Below are 13,865 nucleotides of genomic sequence, written 5' to 3'. Positions count from 1 at the left end.
TCTTCCGGTCGATATTGCAGATCCGGAGAAATTGATCCGTCGTGTTCACGCCATCGTAGAAAGTTGGCGGAACGAGCCGGCGATTCCGCTATCTCCTCACTTGGCCAGAATGCTGAACTTGCTGCCGGTCGCGGTCACATGCGACATGCTCAAGCACATGGATTTTGTTGCATCCAACGTCGTTGGTTCTTCGACACCGTTGTACCTCGCCGGTGCGCGGATAATTCGCCAATTCGCATTCAGTCCTACCCTCGGATCGGCTTTCAACGCGACTTTGATGTCTTACGACTCGCACATGTGTGTCGGGATCAACGTCGACGTGAGAGCAGTTCCGGACCAACCCGCATTGATGACAGCCGTCGCCGAAGGGTTTAGAGCCGTGCTGGCACTTGGGTCTCGGCACACAGACGCCACCGTGACAACGTCGTACTGACAGCTTGGGCGTGTGTAATGGTTCGAGATCGAGCATCGGCTCAGGCAGTTGAACGTGCCGGTAACTTGACAGAGGTGGCGCCGACGTCGCCAGGTGCGGTGCCGACTACATCTCCGACTGTCATTCCGAAAGTCACTCCAGCAGCGATTCCGGTGAGGGAGGGGCAATTGTGGAACCGATCGAGCCATAGGCGATGTGACTCACTCCCACCGGATTCGGCCGACACCCCCAGCGATAACCGGTTCAACGCGCTGCGCATTTCCGCGGTGTACAGCCGCATCGACGCGAACACCGAATGTGCCGCGGCGCAATGCCCAGCAAAAGACGAATGCGTAACCGATGAAGGGCTTCTCGAACGAAGAGGACGCGCCCACGCGCACGATGAGGTCTCGGATAGTCCGACTGTTCTCTACCTGTCCATTGACGCTTTGTGTGGCGCTTCGATCTGTAGGCCCCAGAGTCCCAGTCCCATGATTCACGTTGGAAGTGTTCCGCGCTGCATTCGCCATGCAAACACGAAAGTGCCGCTGAGACTTGGCGATGCCAGAGTTGCTCTTTCACGTTGCGTGATCAGGCCAGTGCCCACGTTCCGTCGAGGCAGCAAAGCGTACGTCGATCAGGTAGGCGTTGCTGCCGCGAAGACGCTCGGTGCGAGTACCCCCAGCATTCGTCGACGTAAGGCTGGATTCGAATGGCCCAAACCAAGGGCAGAACCACGGGAGCGCACTCGCACTGACTTAGGCCGACACAGCGGCCAGGACACTGAACACCAGACCCGAACATGCAAGTGCGGCCCCGAAGGCAACTGAGCCGGCGAGTGGAAGTCAATCTGCGGCGATTGATGCTGACCTGCCTCAGGTTGGCGCTGAACATCGCCGTACATAGCATCCATCCGGACCGAACCCGGCGACTCGACTCCGTAGCCCGCTACCTGCAAGATCTGGGTTTCGACAACCTCGAAGCGAACGGCGCAGCCCAGACTCATCCCCCGGTGGGTGGTATGTCGACCGGTCATTGACGTCATCAGCTCACCTGACCCGACTCCGTGCGATTGCATCGATGATGTTCCGCGTTCGAGCCACTGGTGCTCTGTGCGAGTGCGCGTCGAATCAGATGGTGGCAGGCTTGTCGACATCGAAAGATTTCGTATCAACACTAATCCCCGAAACGGGATGCCGTCTCGAATCAGCGACCTCGTGCAACCGTCGGCCGGACGGGGCACCGGCTCGTTTCCGCGAGTGCTGCGCGTCAATGTCGAGCACCCCGTGGACCTTTGATTCCAGGAGATGCGGTCAGACGTCGGTACAGGTGGGATCGGTTAGCAGCTCGTCTTCGCCCGTCGAGTCATCTGTCGAGCTCTCCTGGCGTGTGACCCGCAGTACCCGCAGAGACGCCGCTAGGCCGAGGGCGAGGAATGCGATCGCTGCGACCATCGCCCATTGAGTGGCTGAGGCGAAGGCCTCGGACAACTGATGGATGACCTCGTCGGGGCCGTGACTCGCGCGTAGGCCGGCGATCGCGCCGCCCGCGGATTCTCGGGTGGCGTCGGTGAAGTTCTCCGCGGAACCCTGGATACTGCCGAGGTAGTGGGCCAGTCCGATCGACAGGACCGCGCCGACGACTGCGGAGCCGAGCGCCGAGCCGATCTGTCGAACGGTGCTCTGCGTGGCGGAGCCCTGCCCGGACAGGTCTACCGGTATATCGGACAACACGGTGCTGGTAAGTTGCGCGGACGCCAGGCCGAGGCCGACACCGTAGATCACGAGCACTGCACCGACCGTGACAGGGGAGACGTCCGCGCTGATGACGAGTACGAGTGCCAACACGCCGATGATCTCGAGGACGACGCCGACAACGACTGTGCCGGCTGCACCGATCGCAGCCGCCAGGTGACGGGCCATGGTGCCGGAGAGAAAGGCGCCGGCTGCCATCGTTGCCAGTACGAAGCCGGCGCCGAGGGTGCTCAGGCCGATGGCATTGATCAGGAACAGTGGCAGCGCGAAGATCAAGCCGAACTCGCCGACCGCGATCATCATCGCGGCGATGTTCCCCCAGCTGAAGGTGGGGGTGTAGAACATGTGCAGATCTAGAAGTGCGGACCGATTGACTCTGGCACGGTGGCGTTCCCAGAACACGAACAGCGTCAACACTACGGCAGCCAGGAGTAGCAGGATCGGCACGATCGAGAGGGGCATGTCCGCAGACCACGTCATACCGAAGAGGCTCAAGTCTTTGAGTGGCTTCCACCAGCCGAGGGTGCTGCCCTCGATGATCGCGAAGACGAGTGCACCGAAGCCGATCGCACTGAGCAATAGCCCATCCACGTCGAAGCCGGGGCGGGAGTCGCCGGAGCGGGTCTCGGGGATCACAACCAGCGCTGCGACTATCAATACAAGGCCGATGGGGATGTTGACGTAGAAGATCCACTGCCAGCTGAACGAGCTGGTAAGCCAGCCGCCGAGCAGCGGGCCGAGTGCGGCGGCGCCGGCCATGACCGCCCCCCAGACACCGAATGCGGCGGCCCGATCCTTTCCGCGGAAGGTCGCGTTGACTGTCGAAAGTGTGGACGGGAGGATGCACGCGCCACCAACGCCCTGCAGTGCACGCGCGGAGATGAGCATCTCGGCGCTCCCGGACTTGGCCGCCCAGAGGCTGCCGGCGAGGAACAGAGCGATGCCGACGAGGAAAATATTTCGCCGGCCCAGGCGATCGCCGAGGTTGCCAGTGGTCAGCAATAGCGCGGCGAACACGATCGCGTAGAGCGAGTTCACCCACTGTGCGTCAGTAATGTTCAGGTGCAGGTCGTCGATGATTGTCGGGAGGGCGACGGCCACAATAGTGCCGTCCATGACGATCATCGCCAGGCCCAGCGCGAGTACGACGAGGCTCCACCACTTGGATATGCGTGGGGCAGGAGAGAGCGCTGAGGCCGATGCGTTTCCGTCACGGGGTCACACTACGGTTCACCGTGGACGGAGCGCATCAATCGAAAGTTGTACAGTGCTCCAGCAGTCGAGGTTGACGTCGGACCGAATTCGGCGCCAGCATTCCATAATCCACCTGTGCGCGGCGATCGCGCAGTGGTTGCATGGTTCGACGAATTGGGAACTGGGGTTCGCGTGGACGGATTGGGTGGGGCCGATCAGTGGCGACACGGATGTTGGCGTGCGATTGCACGGTCCTCGGATCTTGTTGGACGAGAATGGTGTTCGGCTCGAGTGCGGTAGGGAAGTGAGAACGGCGACGGTTCCGCAGCGGCGGGCGTTGGCGGTGCACGATGGTGGGTGTGCGTTTCCGGGGTGTGAAAGCCGTCGGAATAATGCCCCGGAGCATACGCTGGCATTTTCGTGTACCGGAGAGTTCAAGGCAGCGACCAGAACTGAGTAGTCACCAGATAGAAGACGACCACCCAGAACAAGGTCACCGCAGCGACGATTGCCACCCCTTGTGCGTTGGTTTTTGCGACAGGAATCCCCGGAGGCGGACGCAGCCAACGGCGCAGGAGTCGATTCACGTAGTACGGCATCGTGAAGAAACTCATGATGAAGCTCGACAGCAGATTGCCGATCAACAATCCGAGCCAGAGTGGCAGCTTCAGCGGTGACAGCGCCAAAGTAAGCAAGACGACAGTCGGGTAGAGACCGACCCAGACCGCGATCGAGGTTTTTGTCTCCGAAGGTGGAGGGGCCTCGTTTCCGTTCTCGTCGAAGGCAAACCAACTGCCGAACGAATTGTCCACGGTTCGCAGTTCGAAGTCGTGAAACTTGCGGCCCTCGGCGAGGAGTTGTTGTCGCTCAGGGGAAGTCAGCCACGTATCGAGGTGGGCAGCATTGTCGAAGCGATACAGCAGGGTCCATTCATCCTGCACACCGTCGACGGGGCGAAACAGTTCGGTGCCGCGGAATCCGTCGAAAGCACTCTCCACCTCCCGAAGGCGATCCTGCCAGGCAAGGAACTCGTCGATGCTGTCGTCACCGACTCGGTGCGTCACTACGACGGTCAGCAGTGGGTCCGGAGGCCTGATCCCGCCGCTCACTACCTGCTGCGTGGCCGGGCCGTCGAAGAACTGACGACCGCTGTCGAGGTAGTTCTGCCTCGTCGCGCTGTTGATCCACGCTTGAACATGAGCGATGGAGTCGAATCGGTACACGATCACCCAATCGGGTTGGGTGGGCGTCGGAGCCGCGATTTCTGCCCCGAGGAAGCCCGCGTAATCTGCGGCGGCTCGGTTGAGATCTTTCTGCCATACCTCGAATTCTTTCTCCCGTCCGGCACGCACTCGCTGGCCGATGATGACCGTCGCGGCGCTGTCCGCCGACGTGTGCGCGGTCATCGGTTCAGGCCTGTGTAGATGCGTTCCGGGGTGAGCGGTAGCGACCGGAATCGTGACCCGGTTGCATCCTGCAGTGCGTTCGCCAATGCAGGGGCAACCGGATTGATGCAGCACTCCGCCATGCCCTTGGAGCGGAGTGGGCCGACGGAGTCGGATGACTCGACGAGGATCACCTCCGTGCGTGGGATATCTGCATATGTCGGGATCCGGTAGTTACGTAGATTCGGGTTCATCATCGCGCCGTTTGCGTCTACGTGGAAGTTCTCGGTGAGTGCGAAGCCGATGCCCTGGGCGACGCCACCTTCGATCTGTCCCCGCACCTGCGCCGGATTGATGATCACCCCAGCGTCGGTGGCTTGGACGCTGTAGAGAATGCGGATCTCGCCGGTGATGCGATGGACGGCAATCCGGAAGCCATGAGTGTTGGACACCACGCTGCGCGGAGATCCGTATGCCTTCCGCGCCTCGGTGAATCGGATCCCGCGCGGGCGTGCGGCCTCGAGTATCTCTTGCAGTGTTAATCGAGTACTACCGCAGACGATCTTGTCGTCGTCCATCGAGCACTGGTCAATCGACACGCCGGTGTGGTGCGCGGCGAAGGCAAGTAGGCGATCGCGGAGCGCATTCGACGCGCGAAGTACCGCGTTCCCAGCGACAAACAGGCCGGCGCTGGCGAAAGCGCCTGTGTCGAAACCGGTTCGGTCGGTGTCCGACTGAATGATTCGTACACGTGACGGTGTTGTGCCCAGCTGATTCGCGGCGATCTGCACGTGGGCGGTAGAAGTTCCCTCACCGAATTCGACTGTGCCGATGGCAAGTTCGTATACACAGTCTTCGCCGAGGGTGAGCCAGGCCTCGGAAATGTGCTCGGTGGGTGGCGCGGTCTCGTGTAGTGAACTGGCGGTACCGGTGCCGATCAGCCAATCGTCTCCGAGCGAGGGAACCGGTTGGCGCTTCAACGCGGCGTCGATCAGATCTATGCATTGCCCCAGTCCGTCTTCGGTGAAGATCACGTCGTCTGGGCCGTCTTCGAGTGCGACGAGCGAATCGCCCGGTCGGACGATATTGCGTCGACGCAGTTCGAGCGGATCCATGTCCAGCGCGATGGCCAATTCGGTCATGGCCGATTCCACGGCAAAGGCCGGTTGCGTCATCCCGTACCCACGTAGAGCGCCGCTCGGAACATTGTTGGTGTACACGGAATACGCATCGAACTTCTTGTTGGCGCAGCGGTAGAGCGAGACCGCCGCGCCGCCGGCAAAGAGTGTCTCTCCACCGTGGTTTCCGTACGCACCGGTGTTCGAGATGTTTCGGTACTGAAATGCCGTGAGGGTTCCGTCAGACTTGGCACCGAGCTTGATCGTGAGCTTCATCGGATGACGCGGCGACGCGGTGGTGAACTCTTCTTCTCGGGTGAACTCGAGGCAGACGGGACGACCGGTGTCGAGGGTGGCGAGCGCCACCAGATCCTCGCTGATCACTTCCTGTTTTCCTCCGAACCCGCCGCCCACGCGTTTGCAGAACACGCGTAGCTGATCCGGGCGGAGGTCGAAGAGATGGGCGAGTTTGACCTTGGCGATGGAGGGGGACTGCGAACTTGTGCGAACGTGAAGGCGTCCGTCTTCCATCCAGGAGATCGAACCGTGCGTCTCGAGGTGCGCGTGCTGAACCCGCGGCGAGAAGTAGGTGCCTTCGTGGATGACGTCGGCCTCGGCGAACCCGGCCTCGACGTCGCCCACATGACCGTGAAGTTCGAGCAGGATGTTGTGCTCTGGATCTCGAACAAAGGGATCGTCGGATCCGTGCAGGGCTGGAGCGCCGTCGGCCATGGCCTCTTCCGGATCGAACACAAAAGGCAGGATCTCGTAATCGACCTTCACCTTCCGACGGCCTTCTTCCGCAGCGACGACGGAGTCGGCGAGGACGGCCACTACACGCTGACCCACGAACCGCACGACGTTGTCGAGAATGTAGGTGTCGTCCGGATCGACAAGGTGGTCGGTATGTATTGCCGTGGTGAAGAGCTTGCGCGGCACGTCTTTCCAGGTGTAGACGCGATGGACACCGGGGACGGCGAGCGCCTCGGTGGTGTCGATGGAGGTGATGCGTGCATGTGCGTGCGGCGAGTGCAGCACTTTCAGGTGCAGCATGCCGTCGATGGCGGTGTCCATAGTGTATTCGGCTCGGCCGGTCACCACGTCGGTGGCCGCCGGCGCCCCGACGCTGGTTCCGACGGCCTGTCCCGGGAGGGCAACTTCGACAGCACCGACACCGTTGACCGCGTCTTCGATGGATCGGTAACCGGTGCAGCGGCACAGGTTTCCCTTGAGCGCTCGCGGCAAGTCTTCTTTCTGCGCGTCGGTGAGCGCCGCCGAGGTCATGATCATCCCGGCGGTGCAGAACCCACACTGAAAGCCGGGTGCATCCCGGAACTGCTGCTGAATCGGATGGAGATCTTCGGGCGTGCCGAGTCCCTCGATCGTGGTTACCGCGCGACCGTCGGCGCGAAAGGCGGGCGTGATGCAGCTGTGTATCGGTGTTCCGTCGAGCCACACTGTGCACGCCCCGCAGTCCCCGCCGTCGCACCCCTTCTTCACCCCGTGGTGTCCGAGGTGCCGAAGAAACGTCCGGAGACACTGTCCCGGGAACGGCTCCTCGTGGAACTGTCGGTCGTTCACCGTGTAGCTCATGACTGGCTCCCCGTGAGTTCGTTTCGGAGCTCGTCGGCGTAGTGGCGGGCGAGGTGGAGGCGGTGGTCTGGGGTTCCGTTGGGATCGTCGAACCAAATGTCGGCCGAAATGGAGTCGACGGCTCGTCGCAGAGAGTGCTCGTCCGGCATGGTGTCGAACGTCAGCCGGATCGGATGGGTGGTGCCGGCGGTGATGGTGAGGTGAAAGTCGTCGGCGCCAGGAGTCTGCGTCGCGATCATGAAGATCGTCGAACGGCCGAGGTGCGTGAGACTGAAGCGGCGGTGGGCGTGCCGTTTGGTGAGTGCGTGCACCGGGAACTCGATGCTCCGAAGGACTTCGCCCGGCTCCAGGACATTCTGGTGGTCACCGGTCACGAAGTCGCACGCGTCGACGGTCCTCACTGTTCCGTCGGTAGCCCATAGTGTGAACGAAGCCTCGAGTGCAACTGCCAGGGTGATCATCGGTCCGGCCGGAAGCGACATACAGATGTTGCCGCCTACGGTGGCCGAATTCCACACCTTGAAAGACGAGAGGAAGTACTCGCAGCTGACGCGAATAAGTGGACTCGCACGCCAATTGTCCGGCGGGACAAACGCATACAGTTCGGCAACGGTGCACGTAGCTCCGACACCGAAATGAGTCGGGCCGACCTCCAGTGGTGTCCAACCGAGCGCGGTGAGGTCGACCAGTCGACGCGTGTCGGGTTGTTCTGCTGAGAACAGCCACGTTCCTCCCGCGAGCCAGGCGTCGCCGGGACGCCACACGTCCCCTGGGCGATCCGGTGGTCGGCGTATCACGTCGGTAATGGTGGTGATGTCCATGCGCCTGCTCCCCTCGGGGGATGTGTCTTCTCGGAGTGGGACATTACCGAGGTGACGAGACGCATTCACACTTTTAGTACATATCGGGCACGCGAAACATGAGCGATACGTACGTGACATCGACTGGTGGGGCGGTGCATGCGCGTGCCGATTCTGGGTACGACTGCTTGAGAGGCGCGATCAGCCTCTTGCTTTCGCGCTGTTGATTCGGACGCGGCTACGCACTCGGCGGCCGCGGAGATCATGCAGGGCGGGGCGCTGTGAAACCCTTCGAGGTAAGTCGGACCGATCCTTCTGATGAGACGCTCTTTCCGCTCTCGGCCGCCCAACGGGCAACCTGGTTCGCTCAGCAATTCGATCCCGAAGTCCCGATTCTGATAGCGCACTACGTGGAGCTGCGCGGCGAACTCGACGTCGAACTGCTGGATCGCGAAACGCGAGCGGTGTCATACGAGTTTCAATCTCCTTTGCTCAAAGTGATCGAGATCGACGGTCAACCGATGCAGTACGTGGACGAGACATCTGAGATCACCGTCCGTCTTGTCGACCTCCGTGGGTCCCCCGATCCGATCGAGGATGCCCTCGGGTGGATGCGCCGAGATTGCCGGACGCAGCTCGACCTGGCAGTCGACGGAATCGTCGCGACCGCTGTGCTGCGCGTCGGGGACGCGCACTATCTGTGGTACAGCCGCATCCATCATGTTGCGCTCGACGGTTTCGGTGCCATGACCATGATGAACCGCATTGCGCATCGGTACTCGGCCTCGGCGGCGAGAAAGGACTCGCAGCCGAGTCGTGCCGCGACGCTGCGCACGCTGTACGACATCGACGAGCGGTACAGAATGTCGGATCGATTCGCCGCCGACCGGGAGTACTGGGCTGAGCGCAATACCACCCTCGCCGGATCCAGCCTGGCGGAGGCTTCTGGGCCCGCGCAAACCGAGAGCCGACTCGAAAGCACACTGATGTCGGACCGAAGTTGTGCCCTTCTCTACGAATCCGAGAACCACGCTGCACCGGTCATCGCTGCGCTCGCGTTGTACCTCGCGCGGATGACGGCGAAAGAGACTGTCCAGATTCATGTTCCGATGTCCGGACGGACTACGGCGGTGCTGCGGGACTCGGGCGGCATGATGGTGAACGTCACGCCACTTCTCATCCGTGTCGCAGCGGTCGACACCGTCGGTGAACTGTTCGCCCAGGTCCAACATGAGCTCATGGGTGCATTGCGGCACCAGCGCTGCAGCCTCGACGACATCCGTCGGGACGCAGGCGTGACGAGCGGTCTGGAAGGCGAAGACTCATATGCCGGGCCCATGGTCAACGTCATGCTGTTTCGCCAGGAGGTGCAGTTGGGCGAGGTGGTTGGGGAGTATCACATCGTCACCTCCGGGCCGGTGGAAGACCTTCTGGTCAACGTGTATCCGAGCGGCGACAGGCTGCGTGTCGACTTCCGGGCAAACCCGATCCGATACGAGGAGGCGGGTTTACGCGAGCACCACCGGAACTTTGTCGGCTTGCTGGAAGAGTTGATCGCGTCTGATTCCGGTGCCGAACTCGCAGACATTCACGGCCCGACGGCCCGAGAGGGCGAGCGACGACAACGCGAAGTCCGGCACCTTGAGTATTGGAGACATGAGCTCACCGGGGCGCCCGAACTTTTGCAACTTCCCTTCGATCGACCCAGGCCTGCAACGCAATCGCTGGACAGTGCACAGGTTGAGGTCCTGATCGCCGCCGACACCCACGCGCGGATCACGGCGATGGCGAGTGATCTCGGGACGGACACTCGTGCGGTCTTACATGCGAGCTTTGCTCTCCTGGTGAGCCGGTTGTCCGGTGCTTCGGATGTTGTGATCGGTACGCCCGCGGGATCCGACGCGAACATCGTCGCCATCCGGAGTCGCGTCGATCTGGTGACGACTTTCACGGCGCTCCTGTACAGCGTCGTCGAGGTCCACAGTAATGCGCGGGCGCACAGCGAGATACGGCTCGAGCAGTTGGTTCAGCCATTGCACGTGGAGGATGTACCCGCCTATGCGCCGGTTGTACAGGTGATGTTCGAGTCCGTCGCCGGCGCTGACGAGCGCCCTCGCGACATCGGCCGCTTCGATCTCGGAGTGTCTGCAGTCGAACTGTTCGACGAGGTGGGTACGCCGTCCGGAATCTCGGTGAGGCTCGCGTTTGCCACCGATCTATTCGACGCCGAGACGGTACGCGGCCTCGGTTTGCGGTTCGCCTGCGTCCTGGAATCCGTCACAGCGGATCCGGCAATCATGGTCGGCGACATCGATATCTTGTCCGACGACGAGCGATCCGCGATACGGCCTGTCCGCGGTGACCCGCGCGCTTCGCATCGCACCCTGGCCGATTTGTTCGACGGTGCGGCGCGCACACACCCCGACGGCGTGGCCCTGTCGTATCTCGATGACGAGTTGACGTATCGAGAACTCGACGAGCGTTCGTCGAAGTTGGCCCGAGAATTGATCGACCGCGGCATCGGTCCGGAAAACATTGTGGCGCTGGGTATGACGCGTTCGATCGAATCGGTTGTCGCGATGTTGGCCGTGAGCAAAGCCGGCGCGGCATTCGTGCCGGTGGATCCGACCTATCCGAATGAACGTGTTCGCTTCATGCTGACCGATTCCGGCGCCGTACTGGGACTCACGGTCGTCGCGGAACTTCATCGCTTGCCGGATTCGGTTCCCTGGTCAGCGATCGACGACGCTGAGTTCCGTGGCCGACTTGCACGGTTGTCCGTGCGTTCCATCTCCGATGTCGATCGGGTGCGCCCGATCCGGCCCGACAATCCCGCATACGTGATCTACACGTCCGGGTCCACCGGACTCCCCAAGGGGGTGACGGTCTCGCATCGTGGACTGGAAGCGCTTGCTGCCGAACAGCGTTCGCGGTTCGGTGCGACCCAGGATGCGCGAACGTTGCACTTCTCGACCCCGAGTTTCGACGCCTCGATTTTCGAGTACCTGCTGGCTTTCGGTGCCGGAGCGACCATGGTGATTGCGCCGAGCACGATCTACGGCGGTGACGAGTTGTCTCACTTCCTCGAATCCCAGCGTGTCACGCATGGTTTTGTCACTACTGCGGCGCTCGGAACAGTTTCGCCCGAGGGCCTTTCGGACTTCGGCGAAGTGGTGGTCGGTGGTGAGGCCTGTCCGCCGGATCTCGTGCAGCGGTGGGCTCCCGGCCGACGGCTGTGCAATGCGTACGGGCCGACCGAGACCACCGTCATGTCGAACATCGGCGAGCCGATGGTGTCGTCGGAGGACATCACAGTGGGCGGTCCGCTCCGCGGCTTCGAGGAGATCGTGCTCGATCAGCGATTGCACCCCGTCCCCGACGGTGTTGTGGGCGAGCTGTACATCTCGGGAGACGCGCTCGCACGTGGATATCACCGGAAGTATGCGTTGACCGCAGAACGATTCGTGGCAGACCCCTTCGGCCTCCCCGGGCAGCGGATGTATCGAACGGGGGATTTGGTGCGGTGGCGCCGTGGCCGTGGACTCGAGTACGTCGGTCGTAGTGACTTCCAGGTGAAAGTTCGCGGATTTCGTATCGAACTCGGGGAAATCGACAGCGTCGTGCGGTCGTGTCCGCAGGTCGAGAATGCAGTCACCGTGGCGCGTGCGGCTCCCTCCGGGACAGCGACGATCACCACGTACGTCGTGCCTGCCGGCGGAAGTGCGCTCTCGACGGCCGAGCTGACGCGGTACGTCGCGAGCCGTGTTCCGTCGTACATGGTTCCTGCGGCATTTGTTCTACTCGACGAGTTGCCGGTAACTCCGGCGGGAAAGGTCGATCGCGCTGCCTTACCTGCACCTCGGCTCGATGCTCGGTCGGACGACTTTCGACCGCCCGAGGGCGCTGAGGAACTAGTGCTCGCCGAGATTTTTGCCGATGTTCTAGGCGTCGAGACGGTGGGTGCGGGTGACGACTTCTTCGATCTGGGCGGGAACTCACTGATTGCCACGAAGCTGATCGCTCGCGTAAATGCCGCTGAAGAAATCGATTTCGGGGTGCGGACTTTGTTCGAAGCACCGACTATCGAATCATTGGCCCGTCACGTGCGGGATGCGAAGTCATCCCGCGTTGATCGCACGCGTTCGAAGCGTCCAATCCTGCAGGCACATTCGTACAGGGACAAGATTCCGGTGTCTGTGGCACAACGACGCCTGTGGTTCGTCAATCAGTTCGACACGTCGTCCCCGGCCTACAACATTCCGATGGTGGTCCGACTGTCAGGTGCCTTGGATGTCGCTGCGATGCAGCGCGCGGTGGGAGATGTTGTCGATCGGCATGAATCGCTCCGTACCGTCTACCCGGCGTCGGTCGACGGCCCCCATCAGGTAGTAGTGCCTTCGGAACGCGTGACGTCGAAGATCGCGTGGGAAGTATCCGTGGACGAGGAAGCCTTGGACAGGCGCATCGCCGATCTCGCTCGCGAGGGGTTCGACGTGAGCGCGAACGTGCCCCTGCGCGGCTCCCTTTTTCGGGTCACGCCGGACGATCATGTCCTTGCGCTGGTGGTTCACCATATTTCGGCGGACGGAGCATCCCTCGAGCCGCTGGCCCGCGACCTGACCCGCGCCTACGCGGCGCGGGCTGCGAAACGGGCACCGGACTGGTCGCCTTTGCCTGTGCAGTACGCCGACTACAGCCAATGGCAGATCGAACTGCTCGGCAGTGACGACGATCCGGACACGCTCGAGGCGAAGCAGTTGGACTACTGGACGTCCACCCTGGCCGGTCTACCTGACGTGATCGACCTTCCGCTGGATCGACCGAGACCGGCGGAACGATCCATGCGCGGTGAATCGGTCCGATTCTCGGTGCCCGCAGACGTGCACAGTGAACTCCTCGAACTCGCTCGGAATCACAACACGACACCGTTCATGGTGATGCACGCAGTGCTGGCGGTTCTGTTGGCACGGCTGAGCGCCTCGCCGGACATAGCGATCGGGACTCCGGTAGGAGGGCGCGCCGAGCAAGTCCTCGACGATCTGGTCGGGATGTTCGTCAACACGGTCGTCCTGCGAATCACCGTTGACACCGCCGCGACTTTCGAGGAGATCCTTTCACGAACTCGCGAAGTCGATCTGGCAGCGTTCGGACAAGCCGAGGTGCCGTTCGAGCGAGTCGTCGATGCAGTTGCGCCGGAGCGTTCGTCATCTCGCTCACCGCTCTTCCAGGTTCTGTTGGAATTCCAGAACACCGCAGATCCCCACCTCGAACTACCCGGACTGGGTGTCGATGTTGTTCCAGTCGACGTCGGTGTCGCCAAATTCGACTTGCAACTGTCGCTCTCCGAGCAGCGTGGCAAAGACGGCCTCCCCATGGGTTTCGATGCCGCCTTCACCTATGCCTCCGATATCTTCGAGCGCACCACAGTCGCCGAGTTCGGCGAGCGTTTCGTCCGCCTCCTCCGGTCGGTCGTGTCGGATCCAACAGTGCCAGTAGGGGATACGGAAATTTTGGGCGTGCCCGAGCGTGGGTTGGTGGTGGGTGGTTGGGATGGTGTGGGGGTTGTGGTGGGGGGTTTGACGTTGGTGGATGTGTTGGATGGGCGGTTT

Annotated in this window: 7 protein-coding genes and 1 pseudogene; 4 read left to right on the top strand and 4 right to left on the bottom strand. The window is 61.9% G+C overall.

Annotated elements, in window-relative coordinates; all coding sequences use genetic code 11:
- On the top strand, nucleotides 1–433 hold a 433-nt coding region (locus A2J01_RS12735; RefSeq protein WP_156519261.1), incomplete at its 5' end, for a WS/DGAT domain-containing protein.
- An 817-nt stretch (nucleotides 434–1,250) separates the two neighbouring features.
- Nucleotides 1,251–1,451: a hypothetical protein gene (locus A2J01_RS12725; protein WP_054186594.1), complete on the top strand. Its 201-nt coding sequence runs from the start codon at nucleotides 1,251–1,253 to the stop codon at nucleotides 1,449–1,451.
- Nucleotides 1,452–1,725: 274 nt separating this feature from the next.
- Here A2J01_RS12725 and A2J01_RS12720 read toward each other — a convergent pair whose 3' ends face one another.
- Entirely contained in the window at nucleotides 1,726–3,336 is a 1,611-nt protein-coding gene (locus A2J01_RS12720) for an MFS transporter (protein ID WP_064112839.1), read from the bottom strand.
- A gap of 202 nt (nucleotides 3,337–3,538) precedes the next feature.
- Between A2J01_RS12720 and A2J01_RS36835 the strand changes: the two are divergent.
- Nucleotides 3,539–3,736: pseudogene (locus A2J01_RS36835) on the top strand (HNH endonuclease signature motif containing protein); the annotation flags it as partial.
- A 58-nt stretch (nucleotides 3,737–3,794) separates the two neighbouring features.
- Here the strand turns inward: A2J01_RS36835 and A2J01_RS12715 are convergent.
- From A2J01_RS12715 to A2J01_RS12705, 3 genes are read right to left on the bottom strand one after another with little or no spacing between them, the layout of a single operon-like run.
- Complete coding sequence (locus A2J01_RS12715) at nucleotides 3,795–4,766, bottom strand: antibiotic biosynthesis monooxygenase (protein WP_064112838.1); 972 nt, start codon at nucleotides 4,764–4,766, stop codon at nucleotides 3,795–3,797.
- Complete coding sequence (locus tag A2J01_RS12710; RefSeq protein WP_064112837.1) at nucleotides 4,763–7,456, bottom strand: molybdopterin-dependent oxidoreductase; 2,694 nt, start codon at nucleotides 7,454–7,456, stop codon at nucleotides 4,763–4,765. Before A2J01_RS12710 ends, A2J01_RS12715 begins: the two co-directional genes overlap by 4 nt.
- A complete protein-coding gene (locus A2J01_RS12705; protein WP_007733027.1) occupies nucleotides 7,453–8,277 on the bottom strand; it encodes an FAD binding domain-containing protein in 825 nt (274 codons plus the stop codon). Before A2J01_RS12705 ends, A2J01_RS12710 begins: the two co-directional genes overlap by 4 nt.
- Before the next feature lie 260 nt (nucleotides 8,278–8,537).
- On the opposite strand from A2J01_RS12705, the gene A2J01_RS12700 reads away from it, so the two are divergent.
- The coding region (locus tag A2J01_RS12700) for a non-ribosomal peptide synthetase (protein ID WP_156519260.1) at nucleotides 8,538–13,865 on the top strand (5,328 nt) is incomplete at its 3' end.

Source organism: Rhodococcus sp. EPR-134, from assembly GCF_001647205.1.
GTDB lineage: Bacteria > Actinomycetota > Actinomycetes > Mycobacteriales > Mycobacteriaceae > Rhodococcus_F > Rhodococcus_F qingshengii.
Note: the sequence above shows the minus strand (reverse complement) of the source record. Positions and strands in the feature narration are given on the sequence as shown.